Here is a 16,981-nt window from a genome sequence, read left to right on the forward strand (position 1 = left end):
GGTTGCTTCTTCAGCACCTGAGCAAGCAGCCAAACCGAGCGAAGCGGCAAGAACGAGAGATACAGCAATTTTCTTCATATGGGAAACCCCCTAGCAAAACTTATGAAAACCTGACAGGCACACCACACCGAATGCAGTAATGTCTGCGGACAGCCCTCTAGCCCGTTCACAATTCGGTGGCAATGCGCTTTTTTATTCCGGCAAGCTGATCGGCCTCAAAATTGCACCTAACTCTACCAGAACGGTAGAAAATGCGGGAGATTTGAGCGGATTGACTTGATATAAAGATTTCTTTATATGATGCCGAGATGATCAATTTGCTCAACATCATGCGCGCTCTGGCCGACCCGACCCGGCTTCGAATCGTATTTCTCGTGCTTCGACTTGAGCTGTCGGTGGGCGAGTTAGTGCAGATATTGGACCAAAGCCAGCCCCGCGTTTCCCGCCATATCCGCATATTGGATGAAGCTGGATTATTGGAGCGACGCAAAGAAGGAAGTTGGGTTTTCCTGCGGCCTGGCGCTGTTTTGGAGGACGGACGCCTCACGTCATTACTGACAGAAGCCGATGTTACGCAGGCAAAGGCCTTTCAAAAGGATCTGGCGCGGCTGGACGAGGTCCGCAACGCGCGTACCAATATGGCGGCATCCTATTTTGCGGCACATGCAGAAGAATGGGATTTCCTGAGATCGCTGCATGTTGCCGATTCAGAAGTTGAGGCGAAGATTGCGCAGATTTTGCATAGCGCGCCTTTGGGCAGCGTATTGGACGTCGGTACAGGAACTGGCCGCATTGTGGAATTGTTCGCGGAGAGCGCAAGCCGGTTTGTGGCTTTGGACAATAGCCCCGAAATGTTGCGGCTTGCCCGCGCAAAAATAGCGAATTTCAGCGCCGATATCGCAAGCAAGGTCGAAATCAAATTGGGTGACTTCAACATGCTCCCCGTCGGCGATGGCGAGTTTGACACCGTCATTTTCCATCAAGTGCTGCATTACGCCCAAGACCCTGAGGCAGTCATTGCCGAAGCCATCCGGACTATTGCACAAGATGGGCGGCTCGTGATCGTCGACTTCGCCGCCCACGATCATGAAGAACTTCGCACTGTTCATGCCCATGCCCGGCTTGGCTTTACGGACGAATTTATGCGCAATGCGTTCTCGGCGCATGGCCTGCAGATGGTGCATCAGGCCGCACTTGAGTCGGGTGAACTCATTGTAAAAGTGTGGATGGGGCAAAAGCTGTCGTTCGCCACCCCGCATCCAAAAAACAACTTAAGGATTGTTGTATGATTCTCCCGTTCGACCAGATGCAGGAAGCCAGCCGGGCGCTGGCCGCGCCTCTTTTTGCCGGCCTTGCCGGTGATTGCGAAATCAGCTTTGAATTCTTCCCGCCCAAAACCGAAAAGATGGAAGAGCAGTTGTGGGATTCGGTCGTCACGCTCGCGCCGCTTGCCCCGCGCTTTGTATCGGTCACTTATGGTGCCGGCGGGACAACGCGTGAGCGGACGCACAACACCGTCGCCCGCATTGCCCGCGAAACCACTATTCCGGCTGCCGCACATTTAACCTGCGTCGAAGCATCAAAGGGCGAAATTGCCGACGTTGCAAATGCCTATTGGGACGCAGGTGTCCGGCACATTGTCGCGCTGCGCGGAGATCCGCCAAGCTCGGACGAGAAATTTGTTCCACATCCCGACGGCTATGCCAGCGCTGCCGAATTGGTCGAAGGGCTGCGTAAGCTCCATCCATTTGAGATATCGGTCAGTGCCTATCCCGAAACCCATCCGGAAGCCTTGTCCGCAGCAAGCGATATCGACTTCCTGAAACGAAAACTTGATTCCGGCGCGAGCCGTGCGATCACGCAATTTTTCTTTGAACCCGAAACATTCTTCCGTTTCCGCGATGCGGTTGCGGCTGCGGGTGTCGATGCCGAAATCGTGCCGGGCATCATGCCGGTTTCAAATTTTGCCGCAATCACCCGCATGTCCGCCATGACCGGCACCGCAATTCCCGTGTGGATGGCGCATTTGTTTGAAGGGTTGGATGACCATCCACCTGCGCGGCAACTGGTCGCAGCCACCGTCGCGGCCGAAATGTGCCGCAGATTATATGCGGGCGGTGTGCGTGATTTCCATTTCTACACGCTCAACCGCGCCGAGCTGTCTTATGCCATTTGCCATTTGCTTGGAAAACGGCCCGCTGGCGCCGCGCAGGAGCAAGCGGCATGACCCCGCGTGAGGCATTTGTTGCAAGAGCGTCCAAGCAGATATTGGTCTTCGACGGCGGTTACGGGACGGCCATTCAGGGGTATAAATTATCCGAGGCGGACTATCGCGGGTCATTGGAACTGACGCACGATCAAAAGGGCAATAACGACCTATTGTCCATCACACGGCCTGACGTGGTTGGCGCCATCCACAGTGCTTATCTGAGCGCTGGCGCGGACATGATTGAAACCAATACCTTCAGCGCCACCAAGATCAGCATGGCTGATTATGGCTGCGAACATCTGGTCCAGCAATTGAACATTGATTCGGCAAGACTCGCGCGCGCCTGTTGTGACGCCGCGGAAGCCGAAGATGGCAAGCGGCGTTTTGTTGCGGGCTCAATTGGGCCGACGAACAAGACATTGTCATTGTCGCCAGACGTCAACGACCCCGGCTATCGCGAGATCGATTTTGATTATCTGAAAGGCGTCTATCGCGAACAATGCGACGCGCTCATCGAAGGCGGCGTGGATTTCCTGCTGATTGAAACGATTTTCGACACGCTGAACGCCAAATGCGCAGCGATGGCGGCGCAGGAAGCGGCATTGGCATCGGGCCGGGATGTACCCTTGATGATATCCATGACGATCACCGATATGGCCGGTCGCAATTTGTCGGGCCATACGGTTGAAGCATTTTGGGCCGCGATCCGGCACGTCAAACCACTGACCATCGGGCTGAATTGTTCGTTCGGCGCTGACCTGTTGCGTCCGCATTTGGCCGCTTTGTCAAAGCAAGCCGATACGCTTGTCATGGCCTATCCTAATGCGGGCTTGCCCAATGACCTTGCCGAATATGACGAACTGCCCGAAACGACCGCGCAGCTGATTGGCCAATGGTTGGATGATGGGTTGGTCAACATTGTCGGCGGTTGTTGCGGTACGACGCCTGCGCATATCGCCGCGATTGCCAAGGCCGTTGAGGGCCGCGCCCCGCGCAGCATCCCGCAACCACAAGTGGTCACACGGCTTGCTGGCCTCGAACCCTTCATCATGGCCGCCTGAACTCCTTAAAGCTGAACATAAAAATATGACATCCTCCTCCTCCCGTTTCGTCAACATCGGTGAACGTACGAACGTTACCGGCAGCGCCAAGTTCAAGAAGCTCATTCTGTCTGGTGATTATGAAGCCGCTGTCGAAATCGCGCGCGACCAGGTCGAAAATGGCGCGCAGATTATCGACATCAATATGGATGAAGGTCTGCTCGACGCGCATGAGGCGATGACGACATTCATCAAACGGATCGCTGCCGAGCCAGATATTGCGCGCGTGCCGTTGATGATCGACAGTTCCAAATGGAGCGTCATTGAGGCGGGGCTGAAATGCGTTTCGGGCAAGCCCATCGTGAATTCGATTTCGATGAAAGAAGGCGAAGAAGCCTTTTTGCATCACGCGCGGTTGTGCATGGCCTATGGCGCTGCCGTCGTGGTGATGGCGTTCGACGAAACCGGCCAGGCGGACACCAAAGAGCGTAAGGTCGAAATCTGCAAGCGTGCTTATGACTTGCTGGTCGGCATTGGGTTCCCGCCCGAAGATATCATTTTCGATCCCAATATTTTTGCGGTGGCAACGGGGATTGAAGAGCATAATAATTATGGCGTCGACTTTATCGAGGCGCTGAAAGAGCTGCGCGTTCTATGCCCGCATGCGCATTATTCGGGCGGCCTTTCCAACCTGTCCTTTTCTTTCCGCGGTAACGAGCCTGTGCGCCGCGCAATGCATTCGATATTCTTATATCATGCGATCCCTGCTGGCTTGGACATGGCGATCGTTAACGCAGGGCAGTTGGATATCTATGACGATATTGATCCGGAACTGCGGGTGGCGTGCGAAGATGTGATTCTCAACCGCGACCCCGATGCTACCGAGCGCCTCATCACCTTGGCCGAGAAATATCGCGGTACGGATGTGGCGCAGGAAAAGGCGGAGGCTGAATGGCGCGGCTGGGATGTCACGAAGCGGCTTGAGCATGCCTTGGTCAAAGGCATTGATGCGCATATCGTCGACGACACCGAAGAAGCGCGGCTGGCGATCAAGGCGGCTGGCGGCAGGCCTATCGAGGTTATTGAAGGCCCATTGATGGACGGCATGAATGTTGTTGGCGACCTGTTTGGGTCGGGCAAAATGTTTCTGCCGCAGGTCGTGAAATCGGCGCGCGTTATGAAAAAAGCCGTCGCGCATCTGTTCCCTTATATCGAGGCCGAGAAAGAAGTCGGCGCGAAGGGCAAGGGCAAGATCATCATGGCGACCGTCAAGGGCGACGTGCATGATATCGGCAAGAATATCGTTGGCGTTGTGCTGCAGTGTAATGGCTTTGAGATTGTCGATCTGGGCGTGATGGTCCCGTGGCAAGACATATTGAAAGCGGCGGTCGACCATGATGCCGACATGATCGGGCTATCGGGCCTGATCACACCGTCGCTGGATGAGATGGTCACCGTCGCTGAAGAAATGCAGAAGGCGGGCATGACGATGCCGTTGATGATCGGCGGCGCCACCACGTCCAAAACGCATACGGCGTTGCGGATTGAGCCTGTCTATTCGGGCCCCGTTATTCATGTGCTCGATGCATCACGCGCTGTCGGTGTTGCGGGCACATTGGTCAGCGATACTATGGCCGAAAAGTTCGTCGCGGACACCCGCGCCGAATATAGCCACATCCGCGATGCCCGTGCTGGCAAGACCGCAAAGCCATTGGCTTCGCTGGAGGAGGCCCGCGCCAATGCGTTCGAGATTGACGAGACGCTGAAACCCGCGCCGCCATTACAGCCTGGCGTGCATGCCTATGATGACTGGGACCTTGCGGATCTGCGCAAGTATATCGATTGGACGCCGTTTTTCCGCGCATGGGAATTGCACGGCAATTATCCCGATATTCTGACCGACGAAGTCGTTGGCGAAAGTGCCGCCAGCCTGTTTACCGATGCCAATGCGATGCTCGATAAAATCATCAGCGAAAAATGGCTCCGCGCAAAGGGTGTTGCGGGCCTGTGGCCATGCTGGCGCGATGGCGATGATGTTGTCGTCTATTGCGAACAGACCGAGAGCCATATTCGCCTGCCGTTCCTGCGGCAGCAAATCGCCAAGCGCGAAGGCAAGGCGAACATGTGTCTGGCCGATTTCATCAGCCGCGATGGTGACTGGATTGGCGGCTTTGCCGTGACCACTGGCCATGGCATCGGCACGCATTTGGCGCAGTTCAAAGCCAATATCGATGATTATTCCGACATCATGTTGAAAGCGCTCGCCGACCGTCTCGCCGAAGCTTTTGCCGAGCGGATGCACGAGCATGTCCGCACAACATTATGGGGTTATGCGCCCGACGAGCAATTCACGATAGAGGCGCTGAACCGTGAAGAATATCGCGGCATCCGGCCCGCACCGGGTTATCCCGCCTGTCCGGACCACAGCCTGAAGCCGATATTGTTCGACCTGCTGGATGCGACCCAGAAAACGGGGATCACCTTAACCGAAAGCTTTGCCATGTTGCCCACCGCAGCGGTCAGCGGCTTTTATTTCGGGCATCCCCAAGCGGAATATTTCGGCGTTGCGCGGATTGGCGAAGATCAGGTTGCGGACTATGCCGCACGGCGCGCACTCGATTTGGATCGGGCACGGCAGTATCTCAGGCCCAACCTCAACGAATGATCTGCAGTTCAGAGCAATATTAGATTTTACGGACGGATGCCCATGAAGAAAACGGCGCTCTTTGTCCTGACCCTAAGGCGACAAAAGCAACGTCGGACAGCGTTTTTACTGTCTGCTTTGTCGCTTTAATGGTGAACGTGGCTCTGACTTATTTCCGCTGGTCTCAACATTGAGAAAGAGCCGTGCGCGCTTTCGCGTGTGCGGGGCGATAGTCTCAAAGCCAATCCTACATTGCAAGCTTGGACATGCTTCCAGCCCTTGCCGCGGCAATCACCGCCCTTGCGCACGCCACCTGCGCACGACGCGGTCCAATATTTCGGCTTCGCCGCCTGTTTCGCGCCAAAGGGCGCTGAACAGCGGGTCTTCCGATGCCGGGCGTTTATCCGCTTCCAAATGGTCGAGCGAGACACGGATGGGAATGCTGACACCTTCGCCGCAGATAATGCATTCGCGGTTGCGCAAGGCAGGGACGGCATCAAGGAAACCGCGCGCCCCTTCGGGCATGGCGGCGCGGACAAATGCCTGATCGCGTTCATTGTTCAATCGCATCGAAATGATCGTGCCGCATTGCGACAGCACGCCTTCGGCCAAATCGGACGGACGCTGTGTAATCAGGCCAAGCGACACACCATATTTCCGGCCTTCCTTGGCAATGCGTTCAAGGATGGAGCGCACCGCACTGTTTTTGAAAACGCGATCCGACGGAATGTAGCGATGGGCCTCTTCACAGACGAGCAGGATGGGGCGCTGCGCTTCGTTGCGCGACCAGATAGCATAGTCAAACACCAGACGCGACAACACCGCAACAACGGTTGACGTGATGTCGGAAGGGACGCCGGACACATCGATAATCGAAATCGGTTTGCCATGGGATGGCAGACGGAAAATCTTGCCGACAAATTCGGCCATGGTGTCGCCGACCAGCAGGCCTGAAAACATGAAATTGTAGCGCGGGTCGGCTTTCAGTTCGTCAATTTTGCTCTTCAACCGCATGAACGGCGCGGACGACGTTGCCTTGTCGAGCTTACCCATTTCATTCTGGATGATGTTGGTCAGGTCAGACAATAAATAGGGGATCGGCGCATCAACCGTCAGCTTGCCAATCGTTTCGGCAATCCGGTTTTTGGCCCGCGCCTGCAACAGGCAGCGGGCAAGAATGTCTGAGTCAATTTGCCTATCGTCGCCGGTGGAGGTGACGAACACTTCGCAATGTTCGGCAAAGTTCATCATCCAATAAGGCATGGCCAGATTGTTCACGTCGAACAACGCGCCATTTTGTTTGAACGCCGCACTATATTCGCCATGGGGGTCAATCATGACAATATGGCCGTCAGGGGCGATATCGCACATCTTATGCACGATGAGAGCGGCGCAGGTTGATTTGCCGGTACCCGTTGAACCCACGAGCGCGAAATGCTTACCGAGCAGCGCGTCGACATATAGCGCGCCGCGAATGTCCTTGGTTGGGACAACGGTGCCGATTTCAACATGCGCGCGCGCGTCGGTGGCATAAACTTGCCTCATGTCCGCGCTCGACACCGCATAGACTTCGCTTCCGGGGATCGGATAGCGCGTAACCCCGCGGCGGAAATTGGAGATTTTGCCGGTCTGGCGGTCTTCGCCGCCTTCGCCCAGAAAGTCGACTTGCGCCATAATGACCCCATGGTCGCGGTCATGCATACGCTGTGTGCGGATACTGGCGAGCAGCCAATTATGGCCAATGCGAATCTTGATTTGGCTGCCCACCTGTCCGGCCATCGCAATGCTGGGATCGGCATGTGACATCAGCTGGGTCAATATGCTGGCATCAAGGGTGATTTGGGAACTGGATCCGGCAATGTCCATAACAAAGCCGATAGGGTGCAGCGCATCTGTCGCTTCGGCTTGTCCCTGCGCACTGGGTTCTGCGGACGTAAACGGCCGATGCCCTGTCATTTCCATCGCTAAACGGCCTTTGATTGAAGGAAGCGGCCAGCGATAGGTACAGAAGGTAAAGATATGTTTACCATGGAAGCTGTTATGGCCCCCGCCAACCCCGGCTATAAGCGCTGGAAAATATATCCGGCGAACCAGCCCAGCAGCAACGAGACAAGCACCGCCATGGCACCATAGAAGAAGGCATAATCTTGCGCCATGATGGTCACCACTTGTTCAAACCCGGTTTTGCGTATCCGCACTTGCACATTGTCGTCCGCGACAATGACGCGGCCATTGCGGATCAGCAATGTTTCGGCGGTATATGTCCCAACGGGCACGCTCGATGGAATGTTGAGGCGCGCGCGGTACAATACTTGATCGGTGATTTCGACGGTCCCTGCCTCTTGCCGGAAAAGGCCGTTGCGGCGGTTGAGATCGACCAAGCCATCGACAAAGCGTTTTTGCTCTGCGGCATCGACTTCACCGCTGGGCGACAATTGCAATCTTTCGAGGCCAAGTTCGTAAATGGCCGCGGTCTTACTATCAACGATCTCGCGCAGCGGGCGGGATGAGGCGATCGCGTAATAAGCAGGGACGGACCGGAAATCGGTGCTGTCTGCGTTAATCCAGATGCCTGCAATATTCTGCTTTTCGCGCAGCGTCACTGCGCGCGTTGGCCCGCGCAGGACGACGGCGACGTCCACCTGACCCTCCGGCGCAACGCCGCGCGGGTAAATGATCGCACCAAATAACAGCATTTCAGCGCCCGTGAAACCCGATTGAATGTTGATTTCGCGCTGCGACACATCGGGCACCAGCTTGGGCACATTTTGCGCCCCCGCCGCCACCGGCAGCAAAAACAGGAACAAGGCGATCAAGCGTATCACAGGGCTTGCAACGTGTAGATTTCGTCGGGACGCCAGCCAAGGCCAAGCGCCATCCGGATGGCGACGAGCAGGACAATGATTGCCAGAAACAGGCGGAGATATTCAGGACGCATCCGCTGCGCCAGTCGTGCGCCAATTTGCGCGCCCGTGACACTGCCGATCAGCAAGAATACCGCCAGCACAATGTCGACTGCCTTGGTGGTCAGGCTGTGCATCATGGTCGATGCCATGGTGACGAACAATATCTGGAACAAAGATGTGCCCACCACAACCTGCGCGCCCATGCCAAGCAAATAAAGCATGGCGGGCACCATGATGAAACCGCCGCCGACGCCCAGCAGCATGGTCATAATGCCCGTGATGAAACCCAATATCAGCGGTGCGAGTGGCGAAATATACAGGCCCGACCGGTAGAAACGCCAACGCATCGGCAAATTGGCGACCAATGGATGGTGCCGCCTTTTGGCTGCGGGCACGGGTTTGCCTGCACGGGTCGCGCGGACGCTGGTCAGGCTTTCTTTCGCCATCATCCCGCCGATGCTGCCCAACATGATGACGTACAGGATGTTGATGACGGTATCGATCTGGCCAAGCGATTCCAATATTTCGAAAATCGCAGCGCCCGCAGCTGTGCCGAAAATGCCGCCGAACACAAGAACAGTGCCCATTTGGAAATCGACACCGCCGCGTTTCATATGCGCAAAAACGCCCGATACACTTGCGCCGGTTACCTGCGTGGATGCCGACGCTGCGGCAACGGCTGGCGGAATGCCGTAGAAAATAAGCAATGGCGTGGTCAGGAAACCGCCGCCCACGCCAAACATTCCAGACAACACGCCAACGCCGCCACCCAGCAGGATGATGACCAGCGCATTGACCGACAAATTGGCGATAGGAAGATAGATATCCATGTTTGACCAACGGACCCTAACGGCATTTAGCGGCAGGATAAAGGCTGGTGCTTAGAAACTGGTGGACAATGTTACCGCTGGCCCATGGCCCGGCTGTGCGTGGCCCGCAACGCGCCAACGCCAGCTTGCGTCAAATTGGAATAATGCGCTGCCCGCGGTCACATTTGCGCGGATATTTGGGCCGACATCGATGCGCATGACATTGTCTTGCCCGCCGCCCCAAATCCCTGCGCCAATCGCAAAAGATGCCCGTTGCGATTGTACGATGGACCGATGTGCTTGCGCTGCCACATCGGCAAAGGCACCGCCGCCTTGCCCTGAAACAAAGCCGGCCTGACCATAGCCATCCAACCGGAAACCAAGTGGCAATTTTACGCCAGACTGCCCGCCAGCGACCAAGGCCGCAAATGCGTCGGGCCGGCCCTGCCTAAACCTACGTTCGGCAATGACCTGCACCGGAATGCGTGCAACGGGTCGCCAACGCACCCCTGCTGCCAGTTCCCTTTCGCGCACGCTGCCATGCGCAACCGATACCCGGCCAGCCATGGACAGGCGCGAGTGGTCAGGGTTGCCGGAGAAGTGCAGGACGGGGATTGCAGCAATCACGGCGCTTTGGCTGCCGCCATATTGCCCGTTGCCAAGCGTTCCAGCGGGGGAACTGCCCCGCCGCCAAAAGCTATAGGCGTACACCTCTAATGGTTGCGGAGTGGTCGCGGATGGAGGCGGCGCTCCGATAGGGGTGACCACATCGGAGTCAGTCGGTAGGAGTGCGACGGGAGAGATCCGCGCAGGCGTGCCTGCGCTGAAGAACAATGGGGCTGCGCCCTCCGGCGGGAGGGCGATCTTTCCTTGGCTATTTTGGGCGTGCGGTATCGCGGGGGCCACAACGCGGTGCTGCGCACTGTAGCCGGTGAATGTTGGGGTGCTTGCCAGCTTTGGGACGGGCCGCATGCGGACTGGATTTGGATATATTTCATGACCGGTCTGGCTTACGGCGCTGATATCCATCGTTGTGACGGCGATCCGGGCCGTGACCCACGTTCCACAGAGCAAAGCTATCGATGCCAAGGCGCGCCCGCGCATCATTCGGGCCGGACCGATGGCGCAGGGACGATATGGTGGACGGTTTTGTCCCAGCGCAGCGGCACCCCGAAACAATGCCGTGCATAGTTTATGCAGGCCCGCCGCGCGGCCATGATCGCGATAATGTTCGTCATGACGCTGCGCGGGATCGACAGCAGTGCCTCTTTTGGACCGTACAGCGCGGCGACAAAGCCGGCCCGAACAAACAGCCGCCAGAAAAGAAAGGCCGCGTTACACCATAAAAGGACAATGAGCGTCGGCGCCAAGGGTTTTGGCTGGTACGCGCCTTGTGCTTCAGCCACCGTCAACATCGCCGTGAGAAAGATGCAGGCATAGGCTGCACTCAACACGATCGCGGCGAGTATCGACCGGCGATCCTGCAGCAACATCCATTTCTGCGCGAGATTGCCGTTCCACCCCAGCCTGTCCCAACCGGCAAGGGCAATGCCCGTCAGCCAACGGGTTTTTTGGCGGACCGAACTTGTGAGCGTGTCGGGAAAGCAGGATCTGGTCCCTATCAGCCTGCCATTATTGTCCAAAATCCGCGCCATGATGGTGCGTCCACCAGCAGCCCCAATACGCATACCCAGCTCATAATCCTCGGTCAGGCTGTTTGGATCGAACGGATCGCCGCCGTTCATAATGGCCAAGCGGCCCATCAGATTGCGCTCAATCGCGCAAGCGACGCCAGCCAACGGCAGCGACGCGCCAATCGCCTCGCGCACGACCATATTCTTGCCATGGGCTTCGGCAAATTCGTCGCAATAATGCCCGCTGATCCATCGCGAACTTTTTGTCCGCACGGGAATGACCGGCAATTGCACCGCGCCGCCAATGGTGAGCAGCCTGTCGAACACCCGAAGCTCATCCGCGTGGACGGCGTCTTCTGCGTCATGCAGGACAATGGCCTTGGCTGTGTAACCGCCCGCGATTTCATCGGCGCGTAACGCCTTCCAAAGCCGGTTGAGGCAATCGGCTTTGGTGGTTGGGCCCATATGGTCGACCAGCACGAGCCTGATAACCGGGTTGTGCTTTGCAGCCCGAATGACTGCGGCCGATGTGTGCGGGTCATTTGGGTAGCAGCCAACATATATCCGGTACTCGCATCCGCTGTTGGCCCAGCTGCGTGTGCAGTTGGCGAGCATCGTGCCGATAACCGCAGCCTCGCCCCATGCCGGTATTAACACCGCAATCAGCCCGGGCCCCGACTTTGCCGGCAGTTCATCCACCGTCATGGGCGGCCTGTGCCAATAAAAGGCAATCTTTCGGTACAACCGCCGGCCTGCCCAGATGGCATCGACGCACAGATCGTCAATGGCGCCAATCAACAGCCAGATCGCGCTGAACAGTAACAGTTCACGCTGTGCTGTTTCGGCGATTGGGAAAATCCAGTTAGGCACAGGTGCGACCCCTCAACCAGCTGCGATCGATGTCGCGCCGTTTTGATATGCAGTGTTCCGAAAAGATGTTGTTTCACGCGGTCTGGACTTTGCCCCGTTCATATTGGCGGTCTTTGCGCGTGCCCATCACCATCACCCACAGGATTGGTATCGCCCAAAAGGATAATAAGGCCTGATAGGATTTCGGGACGAAGTCCGGTATCCAAAGCGTTGCCATATGCGTTGCGACGGCCACGGTTTGAAACCCCATCGCCCATATCGGCCAATACCGGTTACTGTGCAGCGCCAGCACAATGAGTGCAAGTAAGCAGCCCCCATCCACGGCGAACAGTCCATAAGATGTCGTTGCCCAACTGGGGTTCATCGTTGCGGCGACCGCGCTCAATATTGTCGCAACGATGAAAATGGCAGCGCCAGCCTTGCCAGTACGTCCGCCATTGATGCCCGCATAAAGCGTGCACAGCACAAGCGCGAAAATGAAAGCTGACTGGAGAATATCCATCCCTTGCCCGTCCTCAGAATATAGCCCGCGTCCGGGCAAGGGTGCCCAGCATCAGCTGTTTACGACCCGAAGACCGGCTGGTCGGGTAAGCGGACCGGGGCCCACGCAGCCGAAGTTGATTTCTTGAAGATTGCTGTCGCGTTGGGCGACGACGATTTTGCGGTGCGCGTTGACAAAGCCCTTGCGGGCATCGACCATCATGGTCAGTCCGTTCGCCACGCCTTCGATCGCAGCCTGTGTATGCGCAGGCGGTGCGTCGGAATTTCGGCACACATCAATGACCGAAAAAGTAAGGCTGGCCAGGTCCGCCAGCGCGTTATCTATTGATTGGTGGGTCGACCGGATGTCAGATGCCAATTGGCGGGCGGTCTCATGTTCGAAATTCACCATAAACTGTCTCCCTCTTGATCTGAATTCAGCTTCAGCCAGCGAAGAAGTTTATTGAAACAGTCGAAACGTACCCGTCAAAACAGCAACAACAAATGCAAACGCCACTGTGCTGAAAAATGCAATATTCAGCGATTGAACCACGATATCCTTTGGGGATAAATCATGTCTTTCGCCACCGATCGGCGGAATGGAAACGCGTGCAGCAATTTTCGCAACGACCCGTCCCATCCGTTTCGGTAGCCCGTTCTGGCTAGCGGCATATTGCTCTCGCTCAAGGTCTTGCGTTTCGTATACGAATGGCTCGGATATGGTGCGTTGTTCAATAGCCGCAAAAATTTTGGCGGCATCCTTTCGCGTTGCGGCGTTCAACTTGCGCCGCGCGGCGTCCAACCGTTGATCGACAGTGAAGTGTGAAATTCCCAGAGAACGGCCGATTTCTCTGGACGTCATGTGGTCGTCGACCAGCCTCAGGCACGCTTTTTGACCTTCGGTCAGCTCAACCGATTCATCCGCCATCGGATCCGTATCTGTGTCTTCAATAGTTTGATTCAATCCCGCCATATTGGCCATATTTAATGCCCTTTTGGAAGTTTCTAGACCAACCGAAACCGCTAAGGCAAGGGATTTGCTTAATGTTTTGTGCTGCGCTTGCTATCAATTATGCGGGCGGGCATATAGCTGGACGATGACTGAAACGCCCCAAAAGCGACCCAAACAATCCGCATTGCGTGCGTTCCTCGGCAGCGAGGCGGCCGGCGGCATTTTGCTGATGGTGGCAGCGGCTTTGGCGCTGCTTGTCGCCAATTCGCCTTTTGCCGATAGCTATGCCCATTTCGTGCACGCGGTGATTGGGCCGGAATTGACGCCAAAACTTGGTCCGATGACCGTCCATCTCTGGATAAATGACGGGCTGATGGCGATATTTTTCCTGTTGGTCGGGCTGGAGATTAAGCGCGAATTTGTCGACGGCCATCTTTCAACATGGAATGACAGGCGTCTTCCCATCATTGCAGCCGCGGCGGGCATGGTTGTCCCGGCGCTGATCTATCTGGGTGTGGCGGGTGGCGATCCCGATCTGCACCGCGGTTGGGCGATACCTGCTGCAACCGATATTGCATTTGCCATAGGCGTGCTGGCTTTATTGGGCAGCCGCGCCCCTGCATCTTTGAAACTGTTTTTAACCACGGTTGCAATTGTCGATGATATGGGCGCGGTCGCCATCATTGCTGTGTTCTACACCGCGGAACTGAACGTCATGGCATTGGCTGCAGCAGGTGCGATCTGGTTGTCGATGATGGCGCTCAATCGTTTTCGGGTGCATGTACTTTGGCCTTACATCATCCTCGCGGCGTTGTTATGGTATGCGACATTGCTGTCTGGCGTTCATGCCACGATTGCTGGAGTCATGGCTGCATTTGCCATTCCGTTTCACCGGACAATCGCCGCGCCCGATGCCGAAGATTCCGCGCTGCACCGGCTTGAACATGCGTTGGTGAAGCCCGTCGCCTTTTTCATTGTGCCGATATTTGGTTTTGCCAATGCCGGCGTTTCGCTGGCGGGCACAAGTGTTGCCGCGCTGGCGGCGCCGCTTCCGCTTGGTATTGCCATGGGGCTGTTTCTGGGTAAGCAAATCGGCATTTTCGCCAGTGTCTGGCTTTCCGTGAAGCTTGGAATTGCCGTCCGTCCAAAGGACGCCAGCTGGGTGCACGTCTATGGCGTCGCGTTGCTGTGCGGGATAGGTTTCACGATGAGCCTGTTTATCGGCGGCCTTGCTTTTGTCGGACCGGAACAATCCGACGCGGTTAAAATTGGCGTTTTGATGGGGTCGTTGGTTTCGGCAATTTCGGGCTATCTCATTTTGCGCTTTGCCGCGCGCCACAACCAAATAACGGGAGACGTAATGTGAAGCTTTTCTATCCCATCGTCACGGCCGCGTTGCTGGCTTCGGCCTGCACCTCGCTTCCCGTGGCGGCACGTTCTGCGCCGGCAGCGCCGGCGCGTTCTTTAACCAGCATTTCGCAAGATTATGTCCGCCTCACGCTTGAGGCCGGAACGCATGAAGCCGAATATGTCGATGCATATTATGGGCCTGAATCGTTGCAAGCTGCGGCGAAAGCCAGTCCGCGTTCGCTCGCCGACCTGATTGCGGAGGCCCGCAAGCTGACGGCGGCGATTGATGCAAGCTTGCCGGCCATAAAGGATGATGCCGACCGCCGCCGCGCGTTGGCGTTGCGGGGCATGCTCGTGGCCGCAGACACAAGGCTGCAGATGCTTCAGGGCCGCAAATTCGCGTTTAATGATGAAGCCAAAGGCCAGTTTGCGACGGTCCCTGTGCTTATGACGCTCGAACATTATGACGCTATATTAAGCAGGCTTGAGACGCTCATTCCCGGTTCGGGGCCACTCGCAGCGCGGGTCGATGCGTTTAACGAGCGGTACACTATTCCCAAAGATCGCCTGCAACCTGTCTTTGACGCCGCAATCGCCGAATGCAAACGCCGCACCGCGCAGCACATCGCGCTCCCCGTGGGCGAAAGCTTTGATATGGAATTTGTGACGGGGAAAACCTGGTCCGGTTACAATTATTATAAGGGCAATTACAAAAGCCTGATCCAGATTAACACCGACCTTCCGATCCGCGTCAGCCGCGCGGTCGATCTGGGCTGTCATGAAGGCTATCCCGGCCACCATGTTTTGAACCTGATGGTCGAACAGCGGCTTGCGCGTGCAAAAGGGTGGCGCGAATATGAGGTCAATCCGCTCTACAGCCCGACCAGCGTCCTTTCCGAAGGCAGCGCCAATTATGGCATAGATCTGGCCTTTCCAGCCGAGGAACGCTTGGCGTTTGAACGCGATATTCTGTATCCGCTCGCGGGCCTCGATCCCAATTCGGCAGATGCCTATTGGAAAATGCAGCAAATGACCGAGAGGCTGTCGGGCGCGCGGCTGACCATTGCAAAAATGTATCTCGACGGGGAAATATCCCGCGCGCAGGCCCTTGAGCTCACACAGAAATATCTATTGCTATCGCCCGCGCGCGCTGAGCAATCGGTGGCATTTACCGACCATTATCGCAGCTATGTTATCAATTATGGCTGGGGCAAAGACCTTGTCCGTGGCTATATCGAGCGCGGCAATCCCGACCAAGCCGAACGCTGGCGCCGGATGGAAAAGATTTTGAGCGAACCCACGCAGCCTGCCGATTTGCTACCCTAGGCAAGGTGATCGCGGAACCAGGCGGTGAGTTCGTCTTCGGACAATTCACCCGCGGCGAGGGCGACAAAGGTTATCACCAGTTCGGCATCGGTCGCGGTCAGAACATGTCCGTTCAGAACCAAAAAAGTTTCGCTTACGACGGCTGCAGTTCGTTTGTTTCCGTCCACAAACGGATGGTTGCGTGCGATTCCAAACGCATAACTTGCCGCCAATTCGCTCACGTCTGGATCACCGTAAAGCGCCAAATTCTGGGGACGCGCCATAGCACTGTCGAGCAATCCAGCCTCACTGATTCCTTCGCCGCCACCATGTTCGGCAATCTGTTCGGCGTGCGCGGCTATAGCTACATCAAGCGCAACCCAAATCCATTCTTGCTTCATGCGCGTTTGTTATTTGGCAAGTTCGCGGAGCGCGCGTTTCCGCTGCGCCATAACTTCACGGGCAACTTGCATTTGGGCATCAAAGTCAGCGTCATATGGTTTTAACTCGAGTCCGCGATCGGTATCGAGCTTCGTCAACACATCTCCAACCTTTGCCTGCAAACGGTCAAGGTCGCGTTTGGGCAGAATGATGGCGGCGCTGTTTCCGACTTTTATGATTTTGACAGTTTTGTTCATACATCTGTTATAACACAAACACTGCTACAGCCGCAAGTCCGGCAGATTGACGTTCACCGATTGCGAAATCATATTGGCCGTGCCGAAGGTCGCCATAAAGCGGATGTCGGTGGCATTGGGCATTTGCCAGGGTCGCGCAAGCTC

At 56.4% G+C, this 16,981-nt stretch carries 16 protein-coding genes; 6 read left to right on the forward strand and 10 right to left on the reverse strand.

The window, feature by feature from the left end; translation table 11 throughout:
- Window positions 1-308: 308 nt before the first annotated feature.
- The 4 genes from ACIQ5B_RS01760 to metH are packed head-to-tail and all read left to right on the forward strand — an operon-like array spanning window position 309 to window position 5,914.
- Window positions 309-1,289: an ArsR/SmtB family transcription factor gene (locus ACIQ5B_RS01760; protein WP_397597515.1), complete on the forward strand. Its 981-nt coding sequence runs from the start codon at window positions 309-311 to the stop codon at window positions 1,287-1,289.
- Window positions 1,286-2,227 (forward strand): methylenetetrahydrofolate reductase [NAD(P)H], encoded by a 942-nt coding sequence (gene metF / locus ACIQ5B_RS01765; RefSeq protein ID WP_397597516.1) that lies wholly within the window; start codon window positions 1,286-1,288, stop codon window positions 2,225-2,227. Before ACIQ5B_RS01760 ends, metF begins: the two co-directional genes overlap by 4 nt.
- Window positions 2,224-3,270, forward strand: coding sequence for a homocysteine S-methyltransferase family protein (locus ACIQ5B_RS01770; RefSeq protein WP_397597517.1), 1,047 nt, complete (start codon window positions 2,224-2,226; stop codon window positions 3,268-3,270). The genes metF and ACIQ5B_RS01770 overlap by 4 nt, the downstream gene beginning before the upstream one ends.
- Window positions 3,271-3,295: 25 nt before the next feature.
- Window positions 3,296-5,914 (forward strand): methionine synthase, encoded by a 2,619-nt coding sequence (gene metH, locus ACIQ5B_RS01775; RefSeq protein WP_397597518.1) that lies wholly within the window; start codon window positions 3,296-3,298, stop codon window positions 5,912-5,914.
- Window positions 5,915-6,184: 270 nt separating this feature from the next.
- Here the strand turns inward: metH and ACIQ5B_RS01780 are convergent, their stop codons facing one another.
- The 8 genes from ACIQ5B_RS01780 to ACIQ5B_RS01815 all read right to left on the reverse strand — a co-directional run bounded on the left by ACIQ5B_RS01780 (window position 6,185) and on the right by ACIQ5B_RS01815 (window position 13,574).
- Complete coding sequence (locus tag ACIQ5B_RS01780) at window positions 6,185-7,849, reverse strand: ATP-binding protein (protein WP_397597519.1); 1,665 nt, start codon at window positions 7,847-7,849, stop codon at window positions 6,185-6,187.
- A gap of 104 nt (window positions 7,850-7,953) precedes the next feature.
- Window positions 7,954-8,715: a TIGR02186 family protein gene (locus tag ACIQ5B_RS01785; protein ID WP_397597544.1), complete on the reverse strand. Its 762-nt coding sequence runs from the start codon at window positions 8,713-8,715 to the stop codon at window positions 7,954-7,956.
- On the reverse strand, window positions 8,715-9,629 hold the full coding sequence (locus ACIQ5B_RS01790) for a sulfite exporter TauE/SafE family protein (RefSeq protein WP_397597520.1): 915 nt from the start codon (window positions 9,627-9,629) through the stop codon (window positions 8,715-8,717). The genes ACIQ5B_RS01785 and ACIQ5B_RS01790 overlap by 1 nt, the downstream gene beginning before the upstream one ends.
- 51 nt (window positions 9,630-9,680) lie before the next feature.
- Window positions 9,681-10,235 (reverse strand): hypothetical protein, encoded by a 555-nt coding sequence (locus ACIQ5B_RS01795; RefSeq protein WP_397597521.1) that lies wholly within the window; start codon window positions 10,233-10,235, stop codon window positions 9,681-9,683.
- Window positions 10,236-10,711: 476 nt separating this feature from the next.
- A complete protein-coding gene (locus ACIQ5B_RS01800; protein ID WP_397597522.1) occupies window positions 10,712-12,112 on the reverse strand; it encodes a glycosyl transferase family protein in 1,401 nt (466 codons plus the stop codon).
- Between the two features lie 73 nt (window positions 12,113-12,185).
- A complete protein-coding gene (locus ACIQ5B_RS01805; protein ID WP_397597523.1) occupies window positions 12,186-12,614 on the reverse strand; it encodes a hypothetical protein in 429 nt (142 codons plus the stop codon).
- A 51-nt stretch (window positions 12,615-12,665) separates the two neighbouring features.
- Window positions 12,666-13,004 (reverse strand): hypothetical protein, encoded by a 339-nt coding sequence (locus ACIQ5B_RS01810; protein ID WP_395628019.1) that lies wholly within the window; start codon window positions 13,002-13,004, stop codon window positions 12,666-12,668.
- Between the two features lie 48 nt (window positions 13,005-13,052).
- The gene (locus tag ACIQ5B_RS01815; RefSeq protein WP_397597524.1) at window positions 13,053-13,574 is read right to left on the reverse strand and encodes a LuxR C-terminal-related transcriptional regulator; all 522 of its coding nucleotides are present in this window, start codon (window positions 13,572-13,574) and stop codon (window positions 13,053-13,055) included.
- Between the two features lie 115 nt (window positions 13,575-13,689).
- On the opposite strand from ACIQ5B_RS01815, the gene nhaA reads away from it, so the two are divergent.
- Together nhaA and ACIQ5B_RS01825 are read left to right on the forward strand one after the other, a co-directional pair.
- Window positions 13,690-14,910, forward strand: coding sequence for a Na+/H+ antiporter NhaA (nhaA, locus tag ACIQ5B_RS01820; RefSeq protein ID WP_397597525.1), 1,221 nt, complete (start codon window positions 13,690-13,692; stop codon window positions 14,908-14,910).
- Window positions 14,907-16,220: a hypothetical protein gene (locus ACIQ5B_RS01825; RefSeq protein ID WP_397597526.1), complete on the forward strand. Its 1,314-nt coding sequence runs from the start codon at window positions 14,907-14,909 to the stop codon at window positions 16,218-16,220. The genes nhaA and ACIQ5B_RS01825 overlap by 4 nt, the downstream gene beginning before the upstream one ends.
- Here the strand turns inward: ACIQ5B_RS01825 and ACIQ5B_RS01830 are convergent.
- Window positions 16,217-16,600: a type II toxin-antitoxin system death-on-curing family toxin gene (locus ACIQ5B_RS01830; RefSeq protein WP_397597527.1), complete on the reverse strand. Its 384-nt coding sequence runs from the start codon at window positions 16,598-16,600 to the stop codon at window positions 16,217-16,219. The two genes, ACIQ5B_RS01825 and ACIQ5B_RS01830, sit on opposite strands and share 4 nt — an antisense overlap.
- Before the next feature lie 9 nt (window positions 16,601-16,609).
- The gene (locus ACIQ5B_RS01835; RefSeq protein WP_395634764.1) at window positions 16,610-16,837 is read right to left on the reverse strand and encodes an AbrB/MazE/SpoVT family DNA-binding domain-containing protein; all 228 of its coding nucleotides are present in this window, start codon (window positions 16,835-16,837) and stop codon (window positions 16,610-16,612) included.
- Window positions 16,838-16,981 lie beyond the last annotated feature (144 nt).

The sequence above is a fragment of the Sphingorhabdus sp. genome (assembly GCF_044374345.1).
Lineage (GTDB): Bacteria > Pseudomonadota > Alphaproteobacteria > Sphingomonadales > Sphingomonadaceae > Sphingorhabdus_B.

What these genes read in the sequence shown, in the direction of transcription:
- ACIQ5B_RS01760 (WP_397597515.1), top strand. Translation starts at nt 309, where the DNA reads ATGATCAATTTGCTCAACATCATGCGCGCTCTGGCCGACCCGACCCGG.
- metF (WP_397597516.1), top strand. Translation starts at nt 1,286, where the DNA reads ATGATTCTCCCGTTCGACCAGATGCAGGAAGCCAGCCGGGCGCTGGCC.
- ACIQ5B_RS01770 (WP_397597517.1), top strand. Translation starts at nt 2,224, where the DNA reads ATGACCCCGCGTGAGGCATTTGTTGCAAGAGCGTCCAAGCAGATATTG.
- metH (WP_397597518.1), top strand. Translation starts at nt 3,296, where the DNA reads ATGACATCCTCCTCCTCCCGTTTCGTCAACATCGGTGAACGTACGAAC.
- ACIQ5B_RS01780 (WP_397597519.1), bottom strand. Translation starts at nt 7,849, where the DNA reads ATGACAGGGCATCGGCCGTTTACGTCCGCAGAACCCAGTGCGCAGGGA.
- ACIQ5B_RS01790 (WP_397597520.1), bottom strand. Translation starts at nt 9,629, where the DNA reads ATGGATATCTATCTTCCTATCGCCAATTTGTCGGTCAATGCGCTGGTC.
- ACIQ5B_RS01805 (WP_397597523.1), bottom strand. Translation starts at nt 12,614, where the DNA reads ATGGATATTCTCCAGTCAGCTTTCATTTTCGCGCTTGTGCTGTGCACG.
- ACIQ5B_RS01810 (WP_395628019.1), bottom strand. Translation starts at nt 13,004, where the DNA reads ATGGTGAATTTCGAACATGAGACCGCCCGCCAATTGGCATCTGACATC.
- ACIQ5B_RS01815 (WP_397597524.1), bottom strand. Translation starts at nt 13,574, where the DNA reads ATGGCCAATATGGCGGGATTGAATCAAACTATTGAAGACACAGATACG.
- nhaA (WP_397597525.1), top strand. Translation starts at nt 13,690, where the DNA reads ATGACTGAAACGCCCCAAAAGCGACCCAAACAATCCGCATTGCGTGCG.
- ACIQ5B_RS01830 (WP_397597527.1), bottom strand. Translation starts at nt 16,600, where the DNA reads ATGAAGCAAGAATGGATTTGGGTTGCGCTTGATGTAGCTATAGCCGCG.
- ACIQ5B_RS01835 (WP_395634764.1), bottom strand. Translation starts at nt 16,837, where the DNA reads ATGAACAAAACTGTCAAAATCATAAAAGTCGGAAACAGCGCCGCCATC.